This is a genomic window from Streptomyces lincolnensis (assembly GCF_001685355.1).
Taxonomy (GTDB): domain Bacteria; phylum Actinomycetota; class Actinomycetes; order Streptomycetales; family Streptomycetaceae; genus Streptomyces; species Streptomyces lincolnensis.
The window spans coordinates 2,808,322-2,833,791 of record NZ_CP016438.1 but is presented as its reverse complement, the minus strand read 5'-3'; the positions used below and the strand labels follow the sequence as shown (position 1 = coordinate 2,833,791).

Sequence of the window (25,470 nt, the reverse complement as noted above, 5' to 3'; positions counted from 1 at the left end):
GAGAATTGGCGTCGTGATCTCCCGAATCGACCTGCGCGGCGACGCCCTTCCCGAGGGACCCGCCCTGCGCGACCTGCTGCCCCGAGCCGACTTCGACGTTGCGGCCGCCCTGGAGAAGGTGCGTCCGATCTGCGAGGCCGTGCATCATCGGGGCGACGCGGCGCTGATCGACTTCGCGGAGAAGTTCGACGGGGTCAGGCTCGACCAGGTCAGGGTGCCCGCAGCGGCGCTGGACCGCGCTCTCGAAGAGCTCGACCCGGCCGTGCGCGCGGCCCTGGAGGAGTCCATCCGCCGCGCCCGCCTCGTCCACCGCGAGCAGCGCCGCGGCACCCACACGACCCAGGTCGTGCCCGGCGGCTCCGTCACCGAGAAGTGGGTGCCGGTCGACCGGGTCGGGCTGTACGCGCCCGGCGGCCGGTCCGTCTACCCGTCCTCGGTGATCATGAACGTGGTCCCGGCCCAGGAGGCCGGCGTCGCCTCCATCGCGCTCGCCTCGCCCGCCCAGGCCGAGTTCGACGGCCTTCCGCACCCGACGATCCTCGCCGCGTGCGCGCTGCTCGGCGTCCACGAGGTGTACGCCGCCGGGGGCGCGACCGCCGTCGCGATGTTCGCGTACGGCACCGAGTCCTGCCCGCCCGCCAACATGGTCACCGGCCCCGGCAACATCTGGGTCGCCGCCGCCAAGCGCTACTTCACCGGCAGGATCGGCATCGACGCCGAGGCGGGCCCGACCGAGATCGCCGTCCTCGCCGACGACACCGCCGACCCGGTGCACGTCGCCTCCGACCTGATCAGCCAGGCCGAGCACGACCCGCTCGCCGCCGCCGTGCTCGTCACCGACTCGGTCGCGCTGGCCGACGCGGTGGCGAAGGAGCTGGAGCCGCAGGTCGCGGCCTCCAAGCACGTCGAGGACCGGATCCGCCCCGCCCTCGCGGGCCGCCAGTCCGCGATCGTGCTCGTCGACGGTGTCGAGGAGGGCCTCAGGGTCGTCGACGCGTACGGCGCCGAGCACCTGGAGATCCAGACGGCCGACGCCGCCGCGGTGGCCGACCGGGTCCGCAACGCGGGCGCGATCTTCATCGGCCCCTGGGCGCCGGTCTCCCTCGGTGACTACGCCGCCGGGTCCAACCACGTCCTGCCCACCGGTGGCTGCGCCTGCCACTCCTCGGGCCTGTCCGTCCAGTCCTTCCTGCGCGGCATCCACATCGTCGACTACACGAAGGACGCGCTGGCGGACGTGGCGCATCACGTGGTGACGCTGGCGGAGGCGGAGGACCTGCCCGCGCACGGCGCGGCGATCAAGGCTCGGTTCGACTGGAAGGTACCCGGAAGCAAGTGACCGGCATCGACGATCTCCCCGTACGGGACGAGCTGCGCGGCAAGTCCCCCTACGGCGCGCCCCAGTTGGACGTCCCCGTACGGCTGAACACCAACGAGAACCCCTACCCGCTGCCCGAGCCGCTGGTCGAGCGCATCGCCGAGCGGGTGCGTGAGGCGGCCCGGAACCTCAACCGCTACCCGGACCGGGACGCCATGGAACTGCGCACGCGGCTCGCCGAGTACCTCACCGACACCGCCGGACACCGGGTCGGCCCGGCGAACGTCTGGGCCGCCAACGGCTCCAACGAGGTCATCCAGCAGCTGCTCCAGACCTTCGGCGGACCGGGCCGTACGGCGATCGGCTTCGAGCCGTCGTACTCGATGCACGGCCTCATCGCGCGCGGGACCGGCACCGCGTGGATCTCCGGTCCGCGCAACGAGGACTTCACGATCGACCTCGCCGCCGCCCGCGAGGCGATCGCCGAGCACCGGCCGGACGTCGTCTTCGTCACGACCCCCAACAACCCCACGGGCAACGCGGTCCCGCCCGAGACGGTCCTCGCGCTGTACGAGGCCGCGCAGGCGGCGAAGCCGTCGATGGTGGTCGTGGACGAGGCGTACATCGAGTTCAGCCACGGCGACTCGCTGCTGCCGCTCATCGAGGGGCGGCCGAACCTCGTCGTCTCGCGGACGATGTCGAAGGCGTTCGGCGCGGCGGGCCTGCGCCTGGGCTATCTCGCGGCGCACCCGGCGGTCGTGGACGCCGTGCAGCTCGTACGGCTGCCCTACCACCTGTCGGCCGTCACCCAGGCGACCGCGCTGGCCGCCCTGGAACACACCGACACGCTGCTGAAGTACGTCGAGCAGCTGAAGTCGGAACGGGACCGGCTGGTGAGCGAGCTGCGGGCGATCGGCTACGACGTCGTCGAGTCCGACGCGAACTTCGTGCAGTTCGGGCGCTTCGACGGCGAGGGCGGCTCGCACCGGGCCTGGCAGCAGATCCTCGACCGGGGCGTCCTGGTCCGGGACAACGGCATTCCGGGGTGGCTGCGGGTCTCCGCCGGAACCCCCGAAGAGAACGACGCGTTCCTCGACGCGGTACGTGAACTCAACAAGGAGCAGAGCACATGAGCCGCGTGGGACGCGTAGGACGCGTGGAACGAGTCACGAAGGAGACCTCCGTACTCGTCGAGATCGATCTCGACGGATCCGGCAAGGTCGATGTGTCGACAGGGGTCGGGTTCTACGACCACATGCTCGACCAGCTCGGCCGGCACGGTCTGTTCGACCTGACGGTCAAGACCGAGGGAGACCTGCACATCGACTCGCACCACACCATCGAGGACACCGCCCTCGCCCTCGGCGCCGCCTTCAAGCAGGCGCTCGGCGACAAGGTGGGCATCTACCGCTTCGGCAACTGCACGGTCCCCCTGGACGAGTCCCTCGCCCAGGTCACCGTCGACCTGTCGGGCCGCCCCTACCTCGTGCACACCGAGCCCGAGAAGATGGCGCCGATGATCGGCGAGTACGACACCACGATGACCCGGCACATCCTGGAGTCCTTCGTCGCCCAGGCCCAGATCGCGCTGCACGTGCACGTGCCGTACGGGCGCAACGCGCACCACATCGTGGAGTGCCAGTTCAAGGCGCTGGCCCGGGCCCTGAGGTATGCCTCCGAGCGCGACCCGCGCGCGGCCGGCATCCTCCCGTCCACGAAGGGCGCGCTGTGAACAGCCTGTCGACCCTGCTGATCGTCGTCGGCCTCTTCCTGGCCGGCGGCGTCTACTCCTTCGTCAAGCAGAAGATGCCGAAGAGCCTCGTCGTGCTGCTCTCGATCGGCTCGGCGCTGTGTCTCGCCGCGGGCATCCTGAGGCTGGAGGTGTTGTGGAGTTGAGCACCGCGTCCAAGAAGGTCGTCGTCTTCGACTACGGCTTCGGCAACGTGAGGTCCGCCGAGCGCGCTCTCGCGCGCGCGGGAGCCGACGTCGAGATAACGCGCGACTTCGACACGGCCATGAACGCCGACGGCCTGCTGGTGCCGGGCGTCGGCGCCTTCGCCGCCTGCATGAAGGGTCTGCGCGCGGCGCGCGGCGACTGGATCGTCGACCGCCGGCTGGCCGGCGGCCGCCCGGTGATGGGCATCTGCGTGGGCATGCAGATCCTCTTCGCGCGCGGTATCGAGCACGGCGTGGAGAGCGAGGGCCTCGACGAGTGGCCCGGTTCCGTGGAGCCGCTCCAGGCCGACATCGTGCCCCACATGGGCTGGAACACCGTCGACGCGCCGGCCGGCTCCGAGCTGTTCGCCGGCCTGGACGCCGACGCCCGCTTCTACTTCGTGCACTCCTACGCCGTCCACGACTGGACCCTTCAGACGCACAACGCGGCGATGAGGGCCCCCAAGGTCACCTGGTCGACCCACGGCAAGCCCTTCGTGGCCGCCGTGGAGAACGGCGCGCTGTGGGCCACGCAGTTCCACCCCGAGAAGTCCGGCGACGCCGGCGCCCAGCTCCTCACCAACTGGATCGGAACACTGTGAGCAAGCTCGAACTCCTCCCCGCCGTCGACGTCCGTGACGGCCAGGCCGTCCGACTCGTGCACGGCGAGTCCGGGACCGAGACCTCCTACGGCTCCCCGCTGGAGGCAGCCCTCGCCTGGCAGCGGGCCGGCGCCGAGTGGCTGCACCTGGTCGACCTGGACGCCGCGTTCGGCACCGGCGACAACCGGGCCCTGGTCCGTGAGGTCACCGAGGCGATGGACATCAAGGTCGAGCTGTCCGGCGGCATCCGGGACGACGCCACCCTGGCCGCCGCCCTGGCCACCGGCTGCACCCGGGTGAACCTGGGCACGGCCGCCCTGGAGACCCCCGAGTGGGTCGCCAAGGTCATCGCGGAGCACGGCGACAAGGTCGCGGTCGGTCTGGACGTGCGCGGTACGACACTGCGCGGCCGCGGCTGGACCCGGGACGGCGGCGACCTCTACGAGACACTCGACCGGCTCAACTCCGAGGGCTGCGCGCGGTACGTGGTGACGGACATCGCCAAGGACGGCACGCTCCAGGGCCCCAACCTGGAGCTGCTGCGCACCGTCTGCGCGGCGACGGACCGCCCGGTCGTGGCCTCCGGCGGCGTGTCCTCGCTCGACGACCTGCGGGCCATCGCCGAGTTGGTGCCCCTCGGTGTCGAGGGCTCCATCGTCGGGAAGGCCCTGTACGCGAAGGCGTTCACCCTGGAAGAGGCTCTGGAGGCGGTGGCGAAGTGAGCGATCTGCGACGCGTCACGACCGGTGCGCCCTGGGAGGAGACCTTCGGCTACTCCCGTGCGGTGGAACTGCCCAACGGCCTGGTGCTCGTCTCCGGCTGCACGTCGATCGTGGACGGCCAGATCGCCGGCGGCGACCCCTACGAGCAGACGGTCAACGCCTTCGAGGTCGCGTTCAGGGCGCTGGGGGAGCTGGGTCTCGGCCGCGAGGACGTCGTGCGCACCCGCATGTACCTCACCCACGCGCGGGACGTGGACGAGGTCGGACGGGCCCACAAGGAACTGTTCGACGCCGTCCGGCCCGCCACGTCGATGATCATCGTCTCCGGTTTCGTGGACCCGAGTCTGGTCGTCGAGGTCGAGGTGGAGGCGTTCCGCCCCGGCGCAGAACACGGAGCGAGCGCATGACCCTGGCGGTACGAGTCATCCCCTGCCTGGACGTGGACAACGGCCGGGTCGTCAAGGGCGTCAACTTCCAGAACCTGCGCGACGCGGGCGACCCCGTCGAGATGGCCAAGGTCTACGACGCCGAGGGCGCCGACGAGCTGACGTTCCTGGACATCACCGCCTCGTCGGGCAACCGCGAGACGACGTACGACGTGGTGCGCCGCACCGCCGAGCAGGTGTTCATCCCGCTGACGGTCGGCGGCGGTGTCCGCACGGCCGAGGACGTGGACAAGCTGCTGCGGGCGGGCGCGGACAAGGTGGGCGTCAACACCGCCGCCATCGCCCGTCCCGACCTCATCCGTGAGATCGCCGAGCGCTTCGGCCGGCAGGTGCTGGTCCTGTCGGTGGACGCCCGCCGTACCGAGTCGGGGTCCTTCGAGGTCACCACCCACGGCGGCCGCAAGGGCACCGGCATCGACGCCGTGGAGTGGGCGCACCGGGCCGCCGAGCTGGGCGCGGGGGAGATCCTGCTCAACTCGATGGACGCCGACGGCACGAAGGACGGCTACGACCTGGAGATGATCGCCGCCGTCCGCAAGCACGTCACCGTCCCGGTGATCGCCTCCGGCGGCGCGGGCCGGCTGGCCGACTTCCCGCCGGCGATCGAAGCGGGCGCGGACGCGGTCCTGGCCGCCTCCGTCTTCCACTTCGGCGACCTGCGGATCGGCGAGGTGAAGAACGCGCTGCGCGAGGCGGGACACGCCGTGCGCTGACGTCGCGCCGAGCCCCGGTCGCCCTGGAGGCGGCCGGGGCTTTCTCATGGGCGGATGCCGAGCAGGCGCTGAGCAGATGCCGATCAGATGCGAAAGAGAAGTTGCGCAAAATATATTGCGCAACTTTCCCTTCGTATCTAGCGTGGGGGCATGACCAAGAGGGAGAGAGACCGCCGGATCAAGGACGTGGGCACGCTCAAGGCGCTCGCGCACCCCCTGCGGATGAAGCTGTACCGGGCCCTGACCCTGGCCCGTACGGCGACCGCCTCGCAGCTGGCCGAACAGGTCGACGAAGCCGTCTCCCTGGTCAGCTACCACCTGCGCAAGCTCGCCGAGCACGAGTTGATCGAGGAGGCCGAGCCGCAGGGCGCGGACGGCCGGGAGCGCTGGTGGCGGCCCGCCTCCGACGGCGTGTCCATCCACGACGAGGACTTCCGCGACGCCCCGGAGAAGGCCGCCGCCCACACCGCCGCCAGCCGCCTCTTCTTCGAACAGCGTGCCGACACGTACCGCCGCTTCCTCGACGAGCGCGCCCACTGGGGCGCCGCCTGGAACACCGCCTCCGACTCCTCCGAGTGGCTGATGCGCCTCACCTCGGACGAACTGAGCGCGCTGTCCAAGGAGATGTACGCCATCTGCCGCAGGTACGAGGAACTCGGCCGCGCCGCCGACGCCGCCGGCGAGAGCGAGGGCCGGGAGAACGTCGCGGTGCACACCTACGGCTTCCCGTTCCGGACCTGAGAGGACCGCGCTCCGTGACCACCACGCTCGCGCGCCCGGCCGGCCCGGACGACAGACCGGCCCACCGCGACCCCAACGTCCTGCGCTGGCTCGGCGCCTACAGCGCGTCCGCGGTCGGCGACAACGTCTACTACATCGCCCTGTCCTGGGCGGCCGTGCAGGCCGGCACGCCGACGCAGGCCGGTCTGGTGACCGCCGTCAGCGCCATACCGCGAGCGCTGCTGATGCTCGGCGGGGGAGTGCTCGCCGACAGGTACGGGCCGCGCCGGGTCGTCCTCGGCAGCAGTGCCGCGCGCTGTCTGCTCGTCGTCACCGCGGCGGGGCTGCTCCTGGCCACCAGTCCCGGACTGTGGGCGCTGGGCGCGGTCGCGTTCCTGTTCGGCGTCGTCGACGCCGTGTTCCTGCCGGCCGCGGGCGCCCTGCCCACCCGGATCACCGGCCGTGGCCAGCTGGCGCGGGTCCAGGGCATGCGGGGCTTCGCCACCCGGCTCGCCAACGTGTTCGGCGGGCCCCTCGGGGGTCTCGGCGTGGCGGTCGGCGGTACCGCCGGAGCGTTCGGGCTCGCCGCGCTGCTGATCGGGGTGTCGCTGCCGCTCCTGTGGGCCGTGCGGGTCGGGCCGTTGCCTCCCGACGACAAGGCGCGGGGGGCCGTCCTGGCCGAGCTGAAGGACGGACTGCGGCACATCGGCCGGGACCGCGTGCTGCGGCCGCTGATGATCGCGATTGCCCTGGTCGACCTGGGCTTCGTCGGGCCGATGAACCTGGGGCTGACCCTGCTCGCCGAGGAACGCGGGTGGGGCTCGTCCGGCATGGGCTGGATGCTCGCCGGGTTCGGCACGGGTGCCGGGGCGGCGTCCCTGCTGCTCACCCTGCGCGGCCGGGTGCCCCGCGCCGGGCTCGTCATGGCGGTGGCGGAGCTCGGCGGCGGTCTGGCCATCGCCGGGCTCGCCCAGGTCACGTCCGTCGCCGCGGCGGCGGGCATGGCCCTGGTCGTCGGCCTGCTGGCCGGACTGGGCGGCGCGCTCTGCGGGGCCCTGGTCCAGGCACAGGCGGGCCCCGCCTACGTCGGCCGCGTCACCGCGGTCTCCACACTGGTCGGCTTCGGTGTCGCGCCGCTCACCTTCCCGCTGGTCGGCGCGGCGGCCGACCGCTGGGGCACCGGGCCCGTCTTCGCGTCCTGCGCCGCCCTGTGCGCCGTGGGTTCGCTCCTGGCCCTGTGCACCCGCCCGCTCCGCCGCGCCGAACTCCCGCGCTGACCCGCCGCCCCCTCTCGGCTCAGATACCGAGCTGCTTGGTGTCGTGCAGCCGGGCGATCGCGTCCTTCTCGCCGTCCAGCTCGACCTCGGCCGCGTTCTGCCGGCCGTACAGGAACAGCAGCAGCTCCGAGGGCTCGCCCGTGGCCGTCACGACCGGGGTGCCCCGGTGGGCGACCGCCGTCTGGCCGTCCGGGCGGCGCAGGACGAGGCCGGTGGGGGTGCCGCGGCCCATCAGCCGGGCGCTGCGTTCGAGACGGGACCACAGGGCGTCCTGGAAGACCGGGTCGAGCTCGCGGGGCGTCCAGTCGGGGCGGGCCCGGCGGACGTCCTCGGTGTGGACGTAGAACTCGACCGTGTTCGACAGCTCGTCGAGCTGCTTGAGGTTGAACGGCGAGAACCGCGGTGGGCCGGTCCGGATCAACTGGATGAGTTCCTCGTACGGCTTGGCCGCGAACTCCTCCATGACCTTGTCCAGGCGGGAGGCGAGCTGCTTGATCAGTATGCCGCCGGCGGCGTCGGGGCGGCGCTCGCGCACCACCACGTGCGCGGCGAGGTCACGGGTCTGCCAGCCCTCGCACAGGGTCGGGGCCTCGGGGCCCTCGGCCTCCAACAGGTCGGCGAGGAGAAGTCGTTCACGCTTGGCGAAAGTCGACATGACAGTCAGCCTACGACCGTCGGGCCCGTCCGCACAGCGGACGGCGCGCCAGGTCTGTCAGTGGTACGCGGCACAATGGCACCCATGACCAGCACGCCCCAGCCCAGCAGTCTCGACCCGGAGCTCGCCGCGCGCCTCAAGCGCAGCACCGACGGGCTCGTCCCCGCCATCGCCCAGCAGTACGACACCGGTGAGGTGCTCATGCTCGGCTGGATGGACGACGAGGCGCTGCACCGCACCCTCACCACCGGCCGCTGCACATACTGGTCGCGCAGCCGTCAGGAGTACTGGGTCAAGGGCGACACCTCCGGCCACTTCCAGTGGGTCAAGTCCGTCGCCCTCGACTGCGACGCCGACACCGTGCTCGTCAAGGTCGACCAGGTCGGCGCCGCCTGCCACACCGGCGCGCGCACCTGCTTCGACGCGGACGTGCTGCTCAAGGACGCCGATTCCGGCGTCGCGGCCTCGGATCAGTAAGGTCTGCCGCCATGGACCTCGAGACCTTCCGCAAGCTCGCCACCGACCGGCGTGTCATCCCGGTCACGCGCAAGCTCCTCGCCGACGGTGACACCCCCGTCGCGCTCTACCGCAAGCTCGCCGCCGAGCGCCCCGGCACCTTCCTGCTGGAATCCGCGGAGAACGGCCGCTCGTGGTCCCGGTACTCCTTCGTGGGCGTCCGGTCGGCCGCCACCCTGACCGCGCGGGACGGCCAGGCCCACTGGCTCGGCACCCCGCCCGTCGGCGTCCCCACGGACGGCGACCCGCTCGCCGCCCTGCGCGCCACCATCGAGGCCCTGCACACGCCCCACCAGGAAGGCATGCCGCCCTTCACCGGCGGCATGGTCGGCTACCTCGGCTACGACATCGTGCGCCGCCTGGAGAAGATCGGGCCCGGGGAGCGGGACGACCTCAAGCTGCCCGAGCTGACCATGCTCCTGACCAGCGATCTCGCCGTCATGGACCACTGGGAGGGCTCGGTCCTGCTGATCGCCAACGCGATCAACCACAACGACCTCGACACCGGCGTCGACGAGGCGCACGCGGACGCGGTGGCCCGCCTCGACGCCATGGAGGCCGACCTCTCGCGCGCGGTCGCCCAGCCCCCGGCCGTCCTCCCGCCCTCCGAGCTCCCCGCGTACACGGCCCTGTGGGGCGGCCCCGACTTCCAGGTGGCCGTCGAGGACATCAAGGAGCGCATCCGCGCCGGCGAGGCCTTCCAGGTCGTCCCCTCGCAGCGCTTCGAGACGCCGTGCACGGCCGGCGCGTTGGACGTCTACCGGGTGCTGCGGGCGACCAATCCCTCGCCGTACATGTACCTGTTCCGCTTCGACGGGTTCGACGTCGTCGGCTCGTCCCCCGAAGCCCTGGTGAAGGTCGAGGACGGGCGGGCCATGGTCCACCCGATCGCGGGCACCCGGTGGCGCGGGGCCACCCCGCAGGAGGACCAGGCCCTCGCCGACGAACTCCTCGCCGACCCCAAGGAGCGCGCCGAGCACCTCATGCTCGTCGACCTCGGCCGCAACGACCTGGGGCGGGTCTGCGAGCCCGGCTCGGTCGAGGTCGTCGACTTCATGTCCGTCGAGCGGTACTCGCACGTGATGCACATCGTCTCGACGGTCACCGGCAGGGTCGCCGCGGGCCGCACCGCCTTCGACGTCCTGACGGCCTGCTTCCCCGCGGGCACGCTCTCCGGCGCCCCCAAGCCGCGCGCCATGCAGATCATCGACGAACTGGAGCCGTCCAGGCGGGGGTTGTACGGCGGCTGCGTCGGCTACCTCGACTTCGCGGGCGACTCCGACACCGCCATCGCCATCCGCACGGCCCTCCTGCGCGACGGCACCGCCTACGTCCAGGCGGGCGCCGGCATCGTCGCCGACTCCGACCCGGTCGCCGAGGACACCGAGTGCCGCAACAAGGCGGCGGCGGTCCTGCGGGCGGTGCACACGGCCAACCGGCTCGGAAAGTAGGACGCTTCCGGGGAAGTGGGGCGCTTCTCACGTGAGCCCCGGGTGCCGGTTCGGACGGGGTTCGGGTGATAGTGGGGTACGTGACTGCTGTTCCTCCTCCCCGTTCCGAAGCCGCAGGACCCGCCAGGGCCGGCCGCCGGAGTCTCGCCGTAGCCCTTCTGTCCGGTGCGCTCGGCGCCGCCGTGGCCCTGCTGGCGACCCGCCAGGAGTGGTCGCAGGGCACCGCGACGGTGGCCGGCGGCGACTTCCCCCTGACCGCCAAGGGCAGCGACGTCACCGGCGTCCCCGCCGCCCTCGCGATAGTGGGCCTCGCCGCGCTCGTCGCCGTCTTCGCCGTCCGCAAGGCCGGCCGGATGCTGGTCGCCGCGCTCCTCACGCTCTCCGGTGCGGGGATCGTGGCGGCGGCCCTGCTCGGCGCGTCCGACAGCGCGGCGCTCGACGAGCAGGCGGCGCGGGCCTCCGGCGACACCTCCGCCACGGTGCACGCGCTCAGCCATACGGCGTGGCCGTACGTGGCGGTGGCGGGCGGCGCGCTGATCCTGCTCGCCGGATTGCTCGCCCTGCGGTACGGCCGTTCGTGGCCCGCGATGTCGGGGCGGTACGAGCGGGACGGGGCGCCCCGGGTGCGGCGCGGGCCCGTGGTGGATCCCGACCGGCCCGAGGACATCTGGAAGGCGCTCGACCGGGGAGAGGACCCGACGGGGGCGTAAGGCGGGGGCGTAAGGGGTGACCCCCGGGCACGACGCACCCTCGCGTGCGGAACAATGGACCTTGAGCGTTCGGCTCAGACACGGACACAGCAACGAGGAGCAAGTCATGGCGGGCAGCAGCCACGGTCACACCCCGGCCGCCTGGACCGGTGTCACCATCGCAATCATCGGTTTCTGCGTCGCGGGCGCCTTCATGGTGCTGGCCAACCCGTTGGGCTTCTGGGGCGGCATGGCGATCGTGATCCTCGGTGGCGTCGTCGGCTGGATCATGAGCGCGATGGGCATGGGGCAGCCGAAGAAGACCCACCCGGTGCACCGCACCGCGGAGCAGCGCGAGCCGGCGGGCGCCGAGAGCTGAACCGCGGACGAACCTCGTGGAGGGGCGGACCGGCCACCGTGCCGGGAACCGCCCCTCACGCGCGTCCGGGGCCGCGGCGCGGCACAATGCCAGACGTGGACGCCGACAGCCCGAGCGTGGCCCCGAGCACCTCCCTGCCGGGACGACTGGCCGCACCCGTGGGGGTGCTCGCCGCGGTGGCCGGGGCCTTCGCGTACGTGGGGACGGTGGACCCCAACGAGGCCGGCCACTACCCGGTCTGCCCGCTGCTGCGCTACACGGGCATCTACTGCCCCGGCTGCGGCGGACTGCGCAGCGCGCACGCCTTCGTCCACGGGGACGTCCTCACCGCTCTTCAGGACAACGCGCCGGCCGTCATGGGCTATCTGGGCTTCGCCGTGCTGTGGACCGTCTGGGTGGTCCACGCGGCACGCGGACGACGGCTGCGGATCGATCCCCCGCCCGCACTCCTGTGGTCGCTGGGCGCGTTGTTGCTGGTCTTCACGGTTGTCCGGAACCTGCCCTTCGGTGGCTGGCTACATCCTTGATCAACTCATGAAGCTCCAGGTAATGGGGCCGGCGTCAACCGGATGCGAGGCCTAAGCCCTCCTGCGGATACCATCACAGTGACCATCGGTTTCGTCCGAGCAGGCGGACCGGTGACAGAAGCTCAACCGCTTGAACAGTCAACCGTGTGGAAGGGGGCCGCTCGCGTGAGTGTGCTCGACGAGATCATCGACGGAGTCCGTGCCGACCTCGCGGAACGGCAGGCGCGCGTCAGCCTCGACGAGCTCAAGGAGCGCGCGGCGAAGGCTCCCGCCGCCAAGGACGGCGTGGCCGCCCTCCGCGGCGACGGCGTCAAGGTCATCTGCGAGGTCAAGCGCTCCAGCCCCTCCAAGGGCGCGCTGGCCGCGATCGCCGACCCGGCCGCGCTCGCCGCGGACTACGAGGCGGGCGGCGCGGCCGTCATCTCCGTCCTCACCGAACAGCGCCGCTTCGGCGGTTCGCTGGCCGACCTGGAGGCCGTCCGCGCCCGCGTGGACATCCCCGTCCTGCGCAAGGACTTCATCGTCACCTCGTACCAGCTGTGGGAGGCCCGTGCCTACGGCGCCGACCTCGTGCTGCTGATCGTCGCCGCCCTGGAGCAGCCCGCCCTGGAGTCCCTCGTCGAGCGCGCCGAGTCCATCGGGCTCACCCCGATCGTCGAGGTCCACGACGAGGACGAGGTCGAGCGTGCCGTCGACGCGGGCGCGAAGATCATCGGGGTCAACGCGCGTAACCTCAAGACCCTCGACGTCGACCGCGGCACCTTCGAACGGCTGGCCCCCGAGATCCCCTCCGGCGTCGTCAAGATCGCCGAGTCGGGTGTCCGCGGCCCCCACGACCTCATCGCCTACGCCAACGCCGGCGCCGACGCGGTCCTGGTCGGCGAGTCCCTGGTCACGGGCAAGGACCCCAAGGCGGCAGTGTCCGACCTGGTCGCGGCGGGCGAGCACCCCGCATTGCGGCACGGCCGCGGCTGATCATTCGATAGGCTTGGCGCGATGAACCTCACGACGACCACCACGGACCGGTACGCCCGCCTCGCGCGCGGCTGCCGCCCCCGTGGGTGCCGCGCGCCCGCACGCAGGGTGCACGGCCGTCGTGTGCGGTACGTGATCGGTGACGAACCCGGGCAGGTGAACGGCCGTCGATGGCAGCGCGCCCTATAGGGGCGCGGGGAACTGCGCGACAAGCCACGGACGGCCTTTCGCCGTCGAACAAACCCCGCCCCCACGGCGATCAGTGCTGTTCACACCACTCACCGTGAGGTTCACTCATGCCCAGCGAGTTCTTCATCCCCGACCCCGAGGGTCAGGTCCCCAGCCCCGAAGGCTACTTCGGCGCGTTCGGCGGCAAGTTCATCCCGGAGGCCCTCGTCGCCGCCGTGGACGAGGTGGCCGTCGAGTACGACAAGGCCAAGCACGACCCCGAGTTCGCCCGCGAGCTCGACGATCTGCTGGTCAACTACACCGGCCGCCCCAGCTCCCTCACCGAGGTGTCTCGTTTCGCCGAGCACGCCGGCGGCTGTCGCGTCTTCCTCAAGCGCGAGGATCTCAACCACACCGGCTCGCACAAGATCAACAACGTGCTCGGTCAGGCCCTGCTCACCAAGCGCATGGGCAAGACCCGCGTGATCGCCGAGACCGGCGCCGGCCAGCACGGCGTGGCCACGGCGACGGCCTGCGCGCTGTTCGGCCTCGACTGCACCATCTACATGGGCGAGATCGACACCCAGCGCCAGGCCCTCAACGTGGCCCGGATGCGCATGCTCGGCGCCGAGGTCATCGCCGTGAAGTCCGGCAGCCGCACGCTGAAGGACGCGATCAACGAGGCGTTCCGCGACTGGGTCGCCAACGTCGACCGCACCCACTACCTCTTCGGTACGGTCGCCGGCCCGCACCCCTTCCCGGCCATGGTCCGCGACTTCCACCGGGTGATCGGCGTCGAGGCCCGCCGCCAGCTCCTGGAGCGGGCCGGCCGCCTGCCCGACGCGGCGATCGCCTGCGTCGGCGGCGGCTCCAACGCCATCGGCCTGTTCCACGCCTTCATCCCCGACGAGGGCGTCCGCCTCATCGGCTGCGAGCCGGCGGGCCACGGCGTCGAGACCGGCGAACACGCGGCCACTTTGACCGCCGGTGAGCCCGGCATCCTGCACGGGTCCCGCTCCTACGTCCTCCAGGACGAGGAGGGCCAGATCACCGAGCCGTACTCGATCTCGGCCGGTCTGGACTACCCGGGCATCGGGCCCGAGCACTCCTACCTCAAGGACAGCGGCCGCGGCGAGTACCGCGCGGTCACCGACGACGCGGCCATGCAGGCCCTGCGCCTGCTCTCGCGCACCGAGGGCATCATCCCGGCCATTGAGAGCGCGCACGCGCTGGCCGGTGCCCTGGAGGTCGGCCGCGAGCTGGGCAAGGACGGTCTGATCGTCGTCAACCTGTCCGGGCGCGGCGACAAGGACATGGACACGGCGGCCCGCTACTTCGACCTGTACGACACCGACGCCGAGGTCGCCCAGGACGCCTCCGGCACCGCCGAGATCGAGGGGGACGTCAAGTGAGCGGCAACATCCAGCTGTTGAGCGACACCCTCGCCGCCGCCAAGGCCGAGGGCCGCTCCGCGCTCATCGCGTACCTCCCGGCCGGGTTCCCGACCGTGGACGGCGGCATCGAGGCGATCAAGGCCGCCTTCGACGGCGGCGCGGACGTCGTCGAGGTCGGTCTGCCGCACAGCGACCCGGTCCTCGACGGCCCCGTCATCCAGACCGCCGACGACATCGCCCTGCGCGGCGGCGTCAAGATCGCCGACGTCATGCGGACGGTCCGGGAGACCTACGAGGCGACCGGCAAGCCGGTGCTCGTCATGACGTACTGGAATCCCATCGACCGCTACGGCGTCGAGCGCTTCACCGCCGAGCTCGCCGAGGCGGGCGGCGCCGGGTGCATCCTGCCCGACCTGCCCGTGCAGGAGTCGGCGCTGTGGAGGGAGCACGCCGAGAAGCACGCTCTCGCGACCGTCTTCGTCGTCGCCCCGAGCAGCAAGGACGCGCGGCTCGCCGAGATCACCGGGGCGGGCAGCGGGTTCGTCTACGCCGCCTCGCTGATGGGCGTCACCGGAACCCGCGAGTCGGTCGGCGCGCAGGCGCAGGACCTGGTCGAGCGCACCCGGGCGACCGGCTCCGGCCTGCCCGTCTGCGTCGGCCTCGGTGTCTCCAACGCCGAGCAGGCCGCCGAGGTGGCCGGCTTCGCCGACGGCGTGATCGTCGGCTCGGCCTTCGTCAAGGGCATGCTGGACGCGCCGGACGACGCGGCCGGTGTCGAGGCGGTCCGCGCGCTCGCCGGGCAGCTCGCCAAGGGCGTGCGCGGACAGGCGTAACAGAGAACGCCAGATAACGTTACGGACAATACGGTCACCCGTACGGGTGGACCTGGGACCGGGGAGGCGCGCTGCGCCTCCCCGGTTCGTTTCCGGGGTGTGAGTGAGAAGAACCGTGAGGGAAAGCGCACCGCCCGCGAGCGGCTGGCGGAAGAGCGCGAGAAGCAGAAGTCCGCGGAGAAGCGCCGCCGGGTGCTGATCGTGGGCGCGAGCGTCGTCTGCGTGCTGGGGCTCGCGGCGGTGATCGGCGTGGTCGCGGCGAACGCGGGCAAGGACGACGGCAGCGAGTCGAAGGGCCCGGTCGTGGTGCCCTCGGGGGCGAACGGCAAGGACGGTCTGGCCATCCCGGCCGGCAAGGAGAGCGCCAAGTCGACGCTCACGGTGTGGGAGGACTTCCGCTGTCCGGCCTGCAAGTCCTTCGAGACGGCGTACCGCCCGGTCATCCACGAGCTGGTTGCCTCCGGCGAGCTGAAGGTCGAGTACCACCTGGCGACGATCATCGACGGCAACATGGGCGGCACCGGCTCCCGCAAGGCCGCCAACGCCGCGGCCTGCGCCCAGGACACCGGGAAGTTCACCGCGTACCACGACGTGCTCTACGACAACCAGCCCGCCGAGACCGACGACGCCTTCGCCAAGGACGCCAAGCTCTTCGAGCTGGCCGCCAAGGTCGACGGTCTCGACACACCCGCGTTCCGTACCTGTGTCGAGAAGGGCACGCACAACAGCTGGGTCGAGAAGTCCGCCGCGGCCTTCCGCAACGGCGGATTCAGCGGCACACCGACCGTGATCCTCAACGGCACGAACATCTACGCGGACCAGTCGATGACCCCGGCGAAGCTGAAGCAGCTGGTCCAGCGGGCGAGTAAGGGGTAAGCAGGAAGGCCGGTTCTCACACCCGCCCGTTATGGACCCGTAGCCGGGCCGCCTGCCGTGGGCCAGGCCCGGCACGGTAGCGTCGACCCTGCCATGGAACTTGCCTACATTCCCAGCCCGTCGCGCGGAGTGATCCACCTCGGTCCCATTCCGCTGCGCGGCTACGCGTTCTGCATCATCATCGGCGTCTTCGTAGCCGTCTGGCTCGGCAACAGGCGCTGGGTCGCCCGGGGCGGGCAGGCCGGCACGGTGGCCGACATCGCTGTCTGGGCCGTCCCCTTCGGGCTGCTCGGCGGTCGGCTCTACCACGTGATCACGGACTACGAGCTGTACTTCAGCGAGGGCCGTGACTGGGTGGACGCCTTCAAGATCTGGGAGGGCGGTCTCGGCATCTGGGGCGCGATCGCGCTCGGCGCGGTGGGCGCGTGGATCGGCTGCCGCCGCCGTGGCATTCCGCTGCCCGCCTACGCCGACGCCATCGCACCCGGTATCGCCGTCGCGCAGGCCATCGGCCGCTGGGGCAACTGGTTCAACCAGGAGCTGTACGGCAAGCCGACGGATCTGCCCTGGGCGCTGGAGATCACGTCGTCCTCGGACGGACGGATCCCGGGCACCTACCAGCCGACGTTCCTGTACGAGTCGCTGTGGTGCCTCGGCGTCGCCGCCCTCGTCATCTGGGCGGACCGCCGCTTCAAGCTGGGACACGGGCGGGCGTTCGCGCTGTACGTCGCCGCGTACTGCGTGGGCCGGTTCTGGATCGAGTACATGCGCATCGACGACGCCCACCACATCCTGGGCCTGCGGCTGAACAACTGGACCGCGCTGATCGTCTTCCTGCTCGCGGTGGTCTACATCGTGATGTCGGCGAAGAAGCGGCCGGGCCGGGAGGACGTGGTCGAGCCGGGTGTCTCCGACGGTCCGGCCGGGGACGGCGCTCGGGCCGACGCGGCGGGCGAGAGCGACGGGGCCGAGAAGGCCGAGGGCGAGGAGTCCGAGGCGGAAGCGAAGGCCGAGGCCGAGGCCGAGTCGGCCAAGAAGACCTGACGGTCCGTCGCGTTCGTCGTACGTCGATGAGGGCGCCCAGGGATTCCCGGGGCGCCCTCATCGTGTGCGCGGGTCAGCCGCGGCGGGCCAGGGACAGGGTCCGGTGGGCCGTCGCCACCACCGCGGTGTCGACGAAGCGGCCGTCGGGCAGGGCCTGGGCGCCCTGTTCCGCCGAGGCCGCCTTGACGATCGTCTCCGCCGCTTCGATCTCCGCTTCCGTGGGCAGGTAGGCGCGTTCGATCACCGGAAGTTGTCGGGGGTGGATCGCGGCGCGGCCGAGGAAGCCGAGGGCGCGGCCGTGGGCGCAGGAGGCGGCGAGGCCCTCCAGGTCGCGGATGTCGGGGTGGACGGACTGCGGTGGTGGGGCCAGGCCCGCTGCCCGCGCGGCCACGATCACGCGGGAGCGGGACCAGTCGAGGCCGGCGTCCTCGCGTACGCCGAGGTCGGCCCGGAGGTCGGCCTCCCCGAGTGCGATACCGCGCACTGCGGGGTGGGCGGCGGCGATCGCGTGGGCGTGTTCGATGCCCAGGGCGGTTTCCAGCAGGGCGTAGAGCGGGGGCGCGCCGCCGTCGGCGGGGGCCGTGTGCTCGGCGATGCGGACGATCTGCTCCGGGGAGGTCACCTTGGGCAGGCGCAGTCCGCCGACCCCGGGGAGGGCGGCCACCGCCGCCAGGTCCGCCGCGCCGGCCGGGGAGTCCAGCGCGTTCACCCGCACGTGGACCGGGACGGGGTGCGGTTCGGTGAGGAGTTCGGCGGTGGCCGCGCGGGCGTACTCCTTGCGGTCGGGGGCGACCGCGTCCTCCAGGTCGACGATGACGACGTCGGCACCGGAGGTCAGGGCCTTCGCGACCACGTGCGGACGGTCGCCGGGGGCGTACAGCCAGGTCAGCGTGGTCATACGGCGCCCTCCTCGCGCAGGGCGGCCACGTCCGCCGGGGTCAGGCCCAGCTCGGTCAGGACCTCCTGCGAGTCCGCGCCGTGCGGGCGGCCCGCCCAGCGGATCCCGCCGGGCGTGGCGGAGAGGCGGAAGAGGACGTTCTGCATGCGCAGCGGGCCCAGTTCGGGGTCGTCGACCGTGGTGACGGTGCCGAGGGCCTGGTACTGCGGGTCCGTCAGCACGTCCCGGACGTCCTGGATCGGGGCCACCGCGGCCTCCGCCTTCTCGAACGCGGCCAGCACCTCGGTGCGGGTGCGCTCGGCGATCCAGGCGCCGACCGCCTTGTCGAGGATCTCGGCGTGCGCGGCGCGGCCGGCGCCGGTGGCGAACCAGGGTTCGTCGATCACGTCCGGGCGGCCGACCAGGCGCATCACGCGCTCGGCGATCGACTGCGCGGAGGTGGAGACGGCGACCCAGGTGCCGTCCGCCGTGCGGTAGGTGTTGCGCGGGGCGTTGTTGGCGGACCGGTTGCCGGTGCGCTCCTGCACGTAGCCCAGCTGGTCGTACCAGGTCGGCTGGGGGCCGAGGACGGCCAGGATCGGTTCGATGATCGCCATGTCGACGACCTGGCCCTCGCCGGTGCGGTCGCGGGCGGCCAGGGCCGTCAGCACCGCGTACGCCGTCGCCAGGCCGGCGATCGAGTCGGCGAGGCCGAACGGCGGGAGCGTCGGCGGTGCGTCCGGTTCGCCGGTGATCGCCGCGAAGCCGCTCATCGCCTCGGCGAGGGTGCCGAAGCCGGGGCGGTGGGCCGAGGGGCCGAACTGGCCGAAGCCGGTGACCCGGGCCAGGACCAGCCGCGGGTTGGCGGCGGAGAGTTCCGGCCAGCCGAGGTCCCACTTCTCCAGGGTGCCGGGGCGGAAGTTCTCGATGATCACGTCGGCGGTGGCGGCGAGCCGCAGGAGGGTGGCGCGGCCGCCGGGTTTCGACAGATCGAGGGTGAGGGTGCGCTTGTTGCGGCCCAGCACCTTCCACCACAGCCCGATCCCGTCCTTCGACGGGCCGTGGCCTCGGGACGGGTCGGGCTTGCGGGGGTGCTCGATCTTGATGACCTCGGCGCCGAAGTCGCCGAGCATGGTGGCGGCGATCGGACCCGCGAAGAGCGTGGCGAGGTCGAGGACGCGCAGGCCGGTGAACGGGGGGAAGGAGTCCTCGGTCATGGGCGGGTCGCCTCCACGAGCGTGAGGTGGGCCAGGGTGTCGAAGCCGGTGCCGTCGAAGTCGCCGACGGTGGTGGCGAGTCGGTTCTTCAGGGGTGCCGTCCAGCGGTCGGGGAGTGCGGTGGGGGTGCCGGCGAGGAGGGCGGCGACGCCGCCTGTCGTGGCGCCGTTGGAGTCGGTGTCCCAGCCGCCCGAGACGGCGCGGCAGATGGAGCCGGTGAAGTCGCCGTTCGCGTGGGTGAGGGCGGCGGCGATCAACGCGGTGTTGGGGATCGCGTGGACCCAGTGGTGGGTGTCGGCGTAGGTGGCGTGGAGTTCGTCCACGACCGTGTCGAAGTCCTCGTGCTCCTCGGCCAGCCGGACGGCGTGGGTGATCGCCGCGGTGAGGCGGCAGTGCGGGGGGATCACCGTCAGGCCGGTGCGGAGGCAGGTGTGGATGTCGGCGGTGCCGGTGGCCGCCCGGGCGATGGTGGCGGCGGTGAACATCGCCGCGTAGACGCCGTTGGCGGTGTGGGTGAGGGTGGCGTCCCGGTGCGCCTGTTCCGCCGCGGCGGCCGGGTCGCCCGGGTTCGTCCAGCCGTGGACGTCCGCGCGGATCAGGGCGCCGATCCATTCGCGGAACGGGTTGCGGTGGCGGGCCGTTCGCGGGGGGTTCAGTCCGAGGAGGAGGTTGCGGTAGGCGACGCGTTCCGCGGTGAACGTGCGGCCGGCCGGGAGTTCGTCCAGCCAGAGGGTGGCCACGTCCGTGGTGGTGAAGGTCCTGCCGTGGCGCCGGAGCAGGAGCAGGTTGAGGAGGGGGTAGTTGAGGTCGTCGTCCTCGGGCATGCCGTCGATGTTCTCGGCGAGGGAGGTGGGGGCCGAGCGGCGGTTCCAGGGGTGGGCGGTGAGGAGTTCCGGGGGGACGCCCTTCGCCGTGAAGTACGTGGTGAGGGGCCAGTTCCCGGTGGACTCTGCGAGTTGGCGGATGGCGTCCAGGGGGAGTTTCTCCACCGGTTTGCCCAGGAGGCAGCCGACCGCCCGGCCCAGCCAGGCGGCTTCGAGGGCGGCGTGGGTGGGGGGTGCTGTGGGGGCGGGAGCAGCCGGGGTGGGCCAGGTCGGGCAGGCGGCTCTGATGTCGTCCAGGGCTGTCGGCTCAAGCTCCGCCAACGTGCTCGGCAGATCCGCCAGTTCGTCCATCAGGTCCTCTGCGAGGTGCCGCAGGTATCCCGATGCCGGTTCCGGGGACGCACCCGCCCGTGCGGGGGCCTCCGCACCGCCCGCCGCTCTCCATCGCGCCGCGATCGCCGACGGCTGTCGGCCGTCCTGGGCCGCCTGACGGAGTTCGTGGCCGAGCAGGTCTTCCGGCTGGACCCAGGTCAGGCGCTGCATCCGGGGCCTCCGAGGGCGGTGAAGGCGGCTTCGTGGGCTCGGCGCCGGCGGGTGTCGCGGGCGAAGACCTCCCGGGTCACGGCGGTGAGGGTGGCCGCCGGTTCCCACAGGTCCAGGCGGCTGGCCTCCGCGACCGTCTTGGACCAGTCCTCGGGGACGGGGGAGCCCAGGGCGCCCGCGAGCGCGCCGGCCATCGTGGCGATCGAGTCGCAGTCCCGGCCGTAGTTGACGGAGCCGAGGACCGCGTGGCGGTAGTCGCCGGCCGCCACGATCAACATGCCCAGGGCGATGGGGAGTTCCTCGATCGCGTGGAGGCGGGAAGGGCGGCGGGCGGCCAGGGAGGGGGTGCGGTAGTCCTCGCCCACGGTGTCGTACGGGGCGACGGCCGCGCGCAGGGGTCGTAGGGCCGATTCGAAGTCCGTGTGGTGGGCGGCGACTTCGCAGACCCGCTCGATCGCGGTGCGGGTGCCGTCCTTGGCCAGGGAGAGGCAGGTCGTGACGATCGAGTCCGGGGTCGCGCCGGGGGAGGTCGCCGCCGCCACCGCCGCCGCGAAGACTGCCGCCGCCTCGCGGCCGTAGGAGGACTGGTGGGCGGACGCGATGTCCAGGGCCTCGGTGTAGGCGGCCGGGGGGTTGGCCGCGTTGACCAGGCCGACCGGGGCCATGTACATCGCGGCGCCGCAGTTGACGATGTTGCCGACGCCGGCCTCGCGGGGGTCGACATGGCCGTAGTGGAGGCGGGCGACCAGCCACTTCTCCGCCAGGAAGACGCGGTGCAGGGGGAGGGCCTCCGCCTGGAGCTCCGGGATCCAGCGGGGGGTCGTCATCAGGTCCGGGACCAGGTGGTCGGCGATCGCGTACGCGTCGAGATGGTCGCGGACCCGGGCGTAGACCCGGACCAGCGCGTGGGTCAGCAGGGTGTCGTCGGTGACGTGGCCGTCGCCCTTGTGGTACGGCGCGATGGGGCGGGCGGTGCGCCAGGCGTCGCCGTTCCAGGGGCCGACGATGCCGTGGACGCGGCCGGCGTGACGTTCGAGGATCTGGTCGGGGGAGTAGCCCTCGACGGGGCCGCCGAGGGCGTCGCCCACCGCCGCGCCCACGAGGGCTCCGGTGATCCGCTCCTCAAGGTCGGTTTCTGTTTGTTTGGGCGTCATGCACCGAATCATCCTCCTGGGAGGGGCGGTTGCACGGTTTCCAGGAGTTCGGCGAGTTCCACCAGGTCGGTGCCGGTGAGGCGGGGGAGGGCGCAGCCGGAGAGGGTGCGGCAGGCGTCGCGCCAGGAGGCCGGGATCGAGGCGCCGCCGCCCAGCGCGCCGGTGAGGGCGCCGGCGAGGGCCGGTGCGGAGTCGGCGACCCGGGACAGACAGGCCGCGGCCGGGACCGCCTCGGCGATACGGCCGCCCGCCGCGATGGCCAGGGCGAGGGCCACGGGGACCGTTTCGGCGGCCGCGATGCCGTAGCTGTAGACGTGGTCGACGATCTGGTGTTCGAGGAGGGGGATCAGGGCGAAGGCGTTCTCCGCGTCGTCGGCGAGTTTCAGGGCGTGGCGGGCGTTGCGGCCGATCTCGGTGTACTCGGGGAGTTCGGCGAGGGCCGCGCTCGTGCAGGTGCGCACGTCGGCCCCGGCGAGGGCGAGGGACACGGCCGCCGCCATCGCCCGGGCGCCGTGCACGCCGTCGCCGTCCTGGGTGTAGCGGGCGTCGAACTCGGCCAGGTCGGCGGCGGGCCGGGGGGCGCCGGGGTGGGCCACGGCGAGGACGCAGGCGCGGATACAGGCGGCGTCGTCGAAGTAGTGGGGGTTGTCGTGGCCGGTGGCGGGCGGGCGCAGGCCGGTGGCGAGGTTGCCGAGCCCTGCCCGGACGGAGATACGGGCACGGAGCGGGAGGACGGCGGACTCGATCTCGGGGGCGCGGTCCGCTGCCGCGGCCACTTCGCAGGCCAGGGCGTTCCAGGCGAGGTCGATGGCGGCTCTTGTACGGCGCTCTCGGCTGAGGTCCGCGACGGCGGTGTCGTCGCCTGCGCGGAGGAGGGCTTCCGCGGTGAAGGTGGCCCATTCGGCGTCGTCGGAGGGGCCGAGGCGGAGGGGTTCGGGGGGCTGGTTGAGGGCGATGGGGACGGGGAGGGTGGTGGTGGCGTTCTGTTCGGCGAAGGTGTCGAGTTCGCGGGTGAGGCGGCGGGTCCAGTCGGGCATGCGGGTGGCTCTGTGGCGGGCGGCGGGCCAGCCGGCGGCGTCGCCCGCGGCGAGGCCGATCAGGAGGCCCTCGGTGCGCTTCCTGTCCTTGGCCTTGTTCCTGGCCTCGGCTTCGCCTTCGGCCTTTTGTTTCCCACCCGCACCACCCGTGCAGCCTTCGTCGTCGGGTGCGGGTGGCCCCTGTGGGGCGAACCCGCCGTCGGCGGCTGCCGGTCCACTGACCAGTCCCTCGTCCCAGGGTGCCGGCGGTCTCATGACCGGACCTCCGTTCCGTCGGCCGCCGCCAGGGTGAAGGCGGTCGGGTCCGGGGGAGGGCCGTGCCATCGCTCGTCGCCGGCCGGTGTCAGGAGTTCCGCCACGTCCAGGACGTGGTGGCCCGCCATGGAGGGGAGGCAGCTGCCGCGGGCGGGGCCGATGGCGGCCGCCCAGTCGGCGGGGATGGCGCGGGCGCCGCGGGTGGCGCCGGCCAGGGCGCCGGCGACCGCGGCCGTGGTGTCGGCGTCGCGGCCCATGTTGACGGCGGTGAGGACGGCCTGGACGAAGTCGCCGTCGGCGGCGGCGTAGGCGCCGAAGGCGAGGGCGACGGCCTCGGGGGCGAGGTCGGTCCAGGGGTAGCCGCCGATGACGACCGCCGAGCGGACCGCGCGTTCGCCGCGGTGGGCCACCGCCACGGCCCGGCGCAGGGAGCGGGCCGTCCAGGAGTCGTCCGGGATCACCGCCAGAGCCGAGGCGACCACCGCGATCGCCGGTGCGCCCGCCATCGCCGCCGCGACGCCCGCCGCGACCGCCTGGCCGCCGTAGATGCCCTCGCCGTCGTGGCTGACCGAGCCGTCGATGGCCACCAGGCGGGCCGCCTCGGTGGGGCGGCCCGCGGCGAAGACGCCGAAGGGGGCCGCGCGCATGGCCAGTCCGTCGCTCCAGGCGTGCCGGTGCTGGGCGGAGATGGGGGCGGCGAGGCCCCGGCGGAGGTTCTCCAGGGTGCCGCGCTCGCTGAACCCGGCGCCTCGGAAGGGACCCTCGTCGCGGTCCGCGATCCAGGCGTGCCAGGCGGCTTCCGCGCGGGCCGGGGTGAGGGCGGAGCCGTGCCGGGCCAGCAGCAGGCCCGAGAAGATCGCGTACTCGGTGTCGTCCGTGCCGGCGGGGGTGTCGGTGACGTAGCCCGTGATGCGGCCCCAGCGGGCTCGGATCTCCGAGGGCTTCATGTTCTCGGCCGGGGCCCCGAGGGCGTCCCCGACGGCCAGGCCGAGCAGGGCGCCGCGGGCCCGCTCACGGAGTTCGGCGGCGTCACCGGGTGCCGGGACCGAGGGAATGCGGGCGATCGATGCCATACGCGGCTTCTCCTCTCAGGGGCGCCACCCAAGGCGCTGATCCCTTTGCGGAACTGTCCCCGGTGCGATGTGCCGCGCAGCCTCACACGCCTCAGCATCACCCGGTCGACATCTGTGCGCGGGCTCGATCGAATGAGCGTACGGCGGTAAAAGGGCAGGTGAGGGGAGCCTTTCCTTGCTGGCGAGCGGGAATTCGGTGACATAGTCTCGACGTTGTCAAAAGATGGAATCAGTCTAAAGAAGCTCTCTGGGGGATCCCGTGGCGATCATCGAGACCGAGGCGGCGCTGCACGAGGCGCACCGTGACAACCACACGCACCGGGACGTGAGCGGCGGCTGGCTGCGTCCCGCCGTCTTCGGGGCGATGGACGGTCTGGTCTCCAACCTCGCCCTGATGACGGGTGTCGCGGGCGGTTCGGTCGGTCATCAGGCGATCGTCGTCACCGGGCTCGCGGGCCTGGCCGCCGGCGCCTTCTCCATGGCCGCCGGTGAGTACACCTCCGTCGCCTCGCAGCGCGAGCTCGTCGAGGCCGAGCTGGACGTGGAGCGCCGGGAGCTGAGAAAGCACCCCAAGGACGAGGAGGCCGAACTCGCCGCCCTGTACGAAGGGCGGGGCGTGGAGCCGGAGCTGGCCCGGGAGGTCGCCCGGCAGCTGTCCCGGGATCCCGAACAGGCCCTGGAGATCCACGCGCGCGAGGAGCTCGGCATCGACCCCGGCGATCTGCCCTCGCCGCTGGTGGCCGCCGTCTCCTCCTTCGGGTCGTTCGCGCTGGGCGCCCTGCTCCCCGTCCTGCCGTATCTGCTCGGCGCCACCGCCCTGTGGCCCGCGGTGCTGCTGGCGCTGCTCGGACTGTTCGCCTGTGGGGCCGTGGTGGCCAGGGTGACGGCGCGGAGCTGGTGGTTCAGCGGGCTGCGGCAGCTCGCCCTCGGGGGTGCGGCGGCCGGTGTGACGTACGCCCTGGGCAGCTTGTTCGGGACGGCCGTAGGATAGGTCGGCTGCTTGTTATGCGATGGGCCGCATAAGTAGCCGTTACTCGCTGGTTTCGAATGCTTAACGGCGGGGCATGAGCCGTAAGCGCTGCGGGCAATGAAGCTTGCGGCGCACTCGCGGGGTCGGCGACGGTGCCTCTCCCGCCCCTTCGGACCGATGGACATCGATCTGTCCCGCTCGGTCCCCACATACTTCAAGCCACGTGCGCGAGACCCTTGTCGCCACCGCGTGGCGTCCGCATGTTGGAACGCGGTATCCG

29 protein-coding genes are annotated in these 25,470 nt (G+C 72.3%); 22 read left to right on the top strand and 7 right to left on the bottom strand.

Features of this window, described 5'->3' with window-relative positions:
- The first annotated feature begins 13 nt into the window (after positions 1-13).
- From hisD to SLINC_RS12520, 10 genes are all read left to right on the top strand, one after another.
- A complete protein-coding gene (hisD, locus tag SLINC_RS12560; protein WP_067430915.1) occupies positions 14-1,339 on the top strand; it encodes a histidinol dehydrogenase in 1,326 nt (441 codons plus the stop codon).
- Positions 1,336-2,451: a histidinol-phosphate transaminase gene (locus SLINC_RS12555; protein WP_067430913.1), complete on the top strand. Its 1,116-nt coding sequence runs from the start codon at positions 1,336-1,338 to the stop codon at positions 2,449-2,451. The genes hisD and SLINC_RS12555 overlap by 4 nt, the downstream gene beginning before the upstream one ends.
- A 5-nt stretch (positions 2,452-2,456) precedes the next feature.
- Positions 2,457-3,050, top strand: a complete 594-nt coding sequence (gene hisB, locus SLINC_RS12550; protein ID WP_067445260.1) for an imidazoleglycerol-phosphate dehydratase HisB — start codon at positions 2,457-2,459, stop codon at positions 3,048-3,050.
- Positions 3,047-3,214 carry a hypothetical protein gene (locus tag SLINC_RS48445; RefSeq protein WP_170068267.1) on the top strand — a complete coding sequence of 56 codons (168 nt, stop codon included), beginning with the start codon at positions 3,047-3,049 and terminating at the stop codon, positions 3,212-3,214. The genes hisB and SLINC_RS48445 overlap by 4 nt, the downstream gene beginning before the upstream one ends.
- Positions 3,205-3,855, top strand: a complete 651-nt coding sequence (gene hisH, locus SLINC_RS12545) for an imidazole glycerol phosphate synthase subunit HisH (RefSeq protein WP_067430911.1) — start codon at positions 3,205-3,207, stop codon at positions 3,853-3,855. Before SLINC_RS48445 ends, hisH begins: the two co-directional genes overlap by 10 nt.
- A complete protein-coding gene (gene priA, locus SLINC_RS12540) occupies positions 3,852-4,577 on the top strand; it encodes a bifunctional 1-(5-phosphoribosyl)-5-((5-phosphoribosylamino)methylideneamino)imidazole-4-carboxamide isomerase/phosphoribosylanthranilate isomerase PriA (protein ID WP_067430905.1) in 726 nt (241 codons plus the stop codon). Before hisH ends, priA begins: the two co-directional genes overlap by 4 nt.
- Entirely contained in the window at positions 4,574-4,984 is a 411-nt protein-coding gene (locus SLINC_RS12535) for a RidA family protein (protein WP_067430903.1), read from the top strand. The genes priA and SLINC_RS12535 overlap by 4 nt, the downstream gene beginning before the upstream one ends.
- Positions 4,981-5,736 (top strand): imidazole glycerol phosphate synthase subunit HisF, encoded by a 756-nt coding sequence (hisF, locus tag SLINC_RS12530; protein WP_067430900.1) that lies wholly within the window; start codon positions 4,981-4,983, stop codon positions 5,734-5,736. The genes SLINC_RS12535 and hisF overlap by 4 nt, the downstream gene beginning before the upstream one ends.
- 150 nt (positions 5,737-5,886) lie before the next feature.
- Positions 5,887-6,477 (top strand): ArsR/SmtB family transcription factor, encoded by a 591-nt coding sequence (locus SLINC_RS12525; protein ID WP_067430897.1) that lies wholly within the window; start codon positions 5,887-5,889, stop codon positions 6,475-6,477.
- A 14-nt stretch (positions 6,478-6,491) separates the two neighbouring features.
- Entirely contained in the window at positions 6,492-7,733 is a 1,242-nt protein-coding gene (locus SLINC_RS12520) for an MFS transporter (protein WP_067430894.1), read from the top strand.
- A gap of 19 nt (positions 7,734-7,752) precedes the next feature.
- Here SLINC_RS12520 and SLINC_RS12515 read toward each other — a convergent pair whose 3' ends face one another.
- Positions 7,753-8,388 carry a TIGR03085 family metal-binding protein gene (locus SLINC_RS12515; RefSeq protein ID WP_067430892.1) on the bottom strand — a complete coding sequence of 212 codons (636 nt, stop codon included), beginning with the start codon at positions 8,386-8,388 and terminating at the stop codon, positions 7,753-7,755.
- An 84-nt stretch (positions 8,389-8,472) separates the two neighbouring features.
- Between SLINC_RS12515 and hisI the strand changes: the two genes are divergently transcribed.
- From hisI to lgt, 11 genes are all read left to right on the top strand, one after another.
- Positions 8,473-8,865: a phosphoribosyl-AMP cyclohydrolase gene (gene hisI, locus SLINC_RS12510; RefSeq protein WP_107406591.1), complete on the top strand. Its 393-nt coding sequence runs from the start codon at positions 8,473-8,475 to the stop codon at positions 8,863-8,865.
- Between the two features lie 11 nt (positions 8,866-8,876).
- Positions 8,877-10,355 carry an anthranilate synthase component I gene (locus SLINC_RS12505; protein ID WP_067430888.1) on the top strand — a complete coding sequence of 493 codons (1,479 nt, stop codon included), beginning with the start codon at positions 8,877-8,879 and terminating at the stop codon, positions 10,353-10,355.
- 71 nt (positions 10,356-10,426) lie between these two features.
- Positions 10,427-11,065 carry a TIGR02234 family membrane protein gene (locus tag SLINC_RS12500; RefSeq protein WP_067430886.1) on the top strand — a complete coding sequence of 213 codons (639 nt, stop codon included), beginning with the start codon at positions 10,427-10,429 and terminating at the stop codon, positions 11,063-11,065.
- A gap of 106 nt (positions 11,066-11,171) precedes the next feature.
- Positions 11,172-11,423 (top strand): HGxxPAAW family protein, encoded by a 252-nt coding sequence (locus tag SLINC_RS12495; RefSeq protein ID WP_067430884.1) that lies wholly within the window; start codon positions 11,172-11,174, stop codon positions 11,421-11,423.
- 86 nt (positions 11,424-11,509) lie between these two features.
- Complete coding sequence (locus SLINC_RS12490) at positions 11,510-11,950, top strand: DUF2752 domain-containing protein (RefSeq protein ID WP_067430882.1); 441 nt, start codon at positions 11,510-11,512, stop codon at positions 11,948-11,950.
- A 165-nt stretch (positions 11,951-12,115) separates the two neighbouring features.
- Positions 12,116-12,925, top strand: coding sequence for an indole-3-glycerol phosphate synthase TrpC (gene trpC / locus SLINC_RS12485; RefSeq protein WP_067430877.1), 810 nt, complete (start codon positions 12,116-12,118; stop codon positions 12,923-12,925).
- Positions 12,926-12,946: 21 nt separating this feature from the next.
- The gene (trpM, locus tag SLINC_RS50395; RefSeq protein ID WP_375141480.1) at positions 12,947-13,114 is read left to right on the top strand and encodes a tryptophan biosynthesis modulator TrpM; all 168 of its coding nucleotides are present in this window, start codon (positions 12,947-12,949) and stop codon (positions 13,112-13,114) included.
- A gap of 107 nt (positions 13,115-13,221) precedes the next feature.
- The gene (trpB, locus tag SLINC_RS12480) at positions 13,222-14,505 is read left to right on the top strand and encodes a tryptophan synthase subunit beta (protein WP_067430874.1); all 1,284 of its coding nucleotides are present in this window, start codon (positions 13,222-13,224) and stop codon (positions 14,503-14,505) included.
- Positions 14,502-15,320 carry a tryptophan synthase subunit alpha gene (gene trpA, locus SLINC_RS12475; protein ID WP_067430871.1) on the top strand — a complete coding sequence of 273 codons (819 nt, stop codon included), beginning with the start codon at positions 14,502-14,504 and terminating at the stop codon, positions 15,318-15,320. Before trpB ends, trpA begins: the two co-directional genes overlap by 4 nt.
- Before the next feature lie 99 nt (positions 15,321-15,419).
- Entirely contained in the window at positions 15,420-16,196 is a 777-nt protein-coding gene (locus tag SLINC_RS12470) for a DsbA family protein (RefSeq protein ID WP_067430868.1), read from the top strand.
- A 93-nt stretch (positions 16,197-16,289) separates the two neighbouring features.
- The gene (gene lgt, locus SLINC_RS12465) at positions 16,290-17,240 is read left to right on the top strand and encodes a prolipoprotein diacylglyceryl transferase (protein WP_079164504.1); all 951 of its coding nucleotides are present in this window, start codon (positions 16,290-16,292) and stop codon (positions 17,238-17,240) included.
- Between the two features lie 73 nt (positions 17,241-17,313).
- Here the strand turns inward: lgt and SLINC_RS12460 are convergent, their stop codons facing one another.
- Genes SLINC_RS12460 through SLINC_RS12435 form a run of 6 tightly spaced genes read right to left on the bottom strand, consistent with a single transcriptional unit; the run spans position 17,314 to position 24,220 of the window.
- On the bottom strand, positions 17,314-18,138 hold the full coding sequence (locus SLINC_RS12460) for an HpcH/HpaI aldolase/citrate lyase family protein (protein ID WP_067430862.1): 825 nt from the start codon (positions 18,136-18,138) through the stop codon (positions 17,314-17,316).
- Positions 18,135-19,334 (bottom strand): CaiB/BaiF CoA transferase family protein, encoded by a 1,200-nt coding sequence (locus SLINC_RS12455; RefSeq protein ID WP_067430859.1) that lies wholly within the window; start codon positions 19,332-19,334, stop codon positions 18,135-18,137. Before SLINC_RS12455 ends, SLINC_RS12460 begins: the two co-directional genes overlap by 4 nt.
- Positions 19,331-20,701 (bottom strand): ADP-ribosylglycohydrolase family protein, encoded by a 1,371-nt coding sequence (locus SLINC_RS12450; protein ID WP_067430856.1) that lies wholly within the window; start codon positions 20,699-20,701, stop codon positions 19,331-19,333. The genes SLINC_RS12455 and SLINC_RS12450 overlap by 4 nt, the downstream gene beginning before the upstream one ends.
- Positions 20,689-21,855 (bottom strand): ADP-ribosylglycohydrolase family protein, encoded by a 1,167-nt coding sequence (locus tag SLINC_RS12445; protein ID WP_067430853.1) that lies wholly within the window; start codon positions 21,853-21,855, stop codon positions 20,689-20,691. Before SLINC_RS12445 ends, SLINC_RS12450 begins: the two co-directional genes overlap by 13 nt.
- Before the next feature lie 8 nt (positions 21,856-21,863).
- Positions 21,864-23,147 (bottom strand): ADP-ribosylglycohydrolase family protein, encoded by a 1,284-nt coding sequence (locus SLINC_RS12440; protein WP_225988421.1) that lies wholly within the window; start codon positions 23,145-23,147, stop codon positions 21,864-21,866.
- The gene (locus SLINC_RS12435; RefSeq protein ID WP_079164502.1) at positions 23,144-24,220 is read right to left on the bottom strand and encodes an ADP-ribosylglycohydrolase family protein; all 1,077 of its coding nucleotides are present in this window, start codon (positions 24,218-24,220) and stop codon (positions 23,144-23,146) included. Before SLINC_RS12435 ends, SLINC_RS12440 begins: the two co-directional genes overlap by 4 nt.
- A gap of 259 nt (positions 24,221-24,479) precedes the next feature.
- Here SLINC_RS12435 and SLINC_RS12430 point away from each other — a divergent pair, with 259 nt between their 5' ends.
- Positions 24,480-25,211, top strand: a complete 732-nt coding sequence (locus tag SLINC_RS12430) for a VIT1/CCC1 transporter family protein (protein ID WP_067430847.1) — start codon at positions 24,480-24,482, stop codon at positions 25,209-25,211.
- The last annotated feature ends 259 nt before the right edge of the window (positions 25,212-25,470 follow it).

Bases quoted from the DNA above. Each gene is read 5' to 3' on its own strand.
- hisF (WP_067430900.1), top strand. From the start codon at position 4,981: ATGACCCTGGCGGTACGAGTCATCCCCTGCCTGGACGTGGACAACGGC.
- SLINC_RS12525 (WP_067430897.1), top strand. From the start codon at position 5,887: ATGACCAAGAGGGAGAGAGACCGCCGGATCAAGGACGTGGGCACGCTC.
- SLINC_RS12515 (WP_067430892.1), bottom strand. From the start codon at position 8,388: ATGTCGACTTTCGCCAAGCGTGAACGACTTCTCCTCGCCGACCTGTTG.
- hisI (WP_107406591.1), top strand. From the start codon at position 8,473: ATGACCAGCACGCCCCAGCCCAGCAGTCTCGACCCGGAGCTCGCCGCG.
- SLINC_RS12505 (WP_067430888.1), top strand. From the start codon at position 8,877: ATGGACCTCGAGACCTTCCGCAAGCTCGCCACCGACCGGCGTGTCATC.
- SLINC_RS12495 (WP_067430884.1), top strand. From the start codon at position 11,172: ATGGCGGGCAGCAGCCACGGTCACACCCCGGCCGCCTGGACCGGTGTC.
- SLINC_RS12490 (WP_067430882.1), top strand. From the start codon at position 11,510: ATGCCAGACGTGGACGCCGACAGCCCGAGCGTGGCCCCGAGCACCTCC.
- trpM (WP_375141480.1), top strand. From the start codon at position 12,947: ATGAACCTCACGACGACCACCACGGACCGGTACGCCCGCCTCGCGCGC.
- trpB (WP_067430874.1), top strand. From the start codon at position 13,222: ATGCCCAGCGAGTTCTTCATCCCCGACCCCGAGGGTCAGGTCCCCAGC.
- lgt (WP_079164504.1), top strand. From the start codon at position 16,290: ATGGAACTTGCCTACATTCCCAGCCCGTCGCGCGGAGTGATCCACCTC.
- SLINC_RS12460 (WP_067430862.1), bottom strand. From the start codon at position 18,138: ATGACCACGCTGACCTGGCTGTACGCCCCCGGCGACCGTCCGCACGTG.
- SLINC_RS12455 (WP_067430859.1), bottom strand. From the start codon at position 19,334: ATGACCGAGGACTCCTTCCCCCCGTTCACCGGCCTGCGCGTCCTCGAC.
- SLINC_RS12450 (WP_067430856.1), bottom strand. From the start codon at position 20,701: ATGCAGCGCCTGACCTGGGTCCAGCCGGAAGACCTGCTCGGCCACGAA.
- SLINC_RS12445 (WP_067430853.1), bottom strand. From the start codon at position 21,855: ATGACGCCCAAACAAACAGAAACCGACCTTGAGGAGCGGATCACCGGA.
- SLINC_RS12440 (WP_225988421.1), bottom strand. From the start codon at position 23,147: ATGAGACCGCCGGCACCCTGGGACGAGGGACTGGTCAGTGGACCGGCA.
- SLINC_RS12435 (WP_079164502.1), bottom strand. From the start codon at position 24,220: ATGGCATCGATCGCCCGCATTCCCTCGGTCCCGGCACCCGGTGACGCC.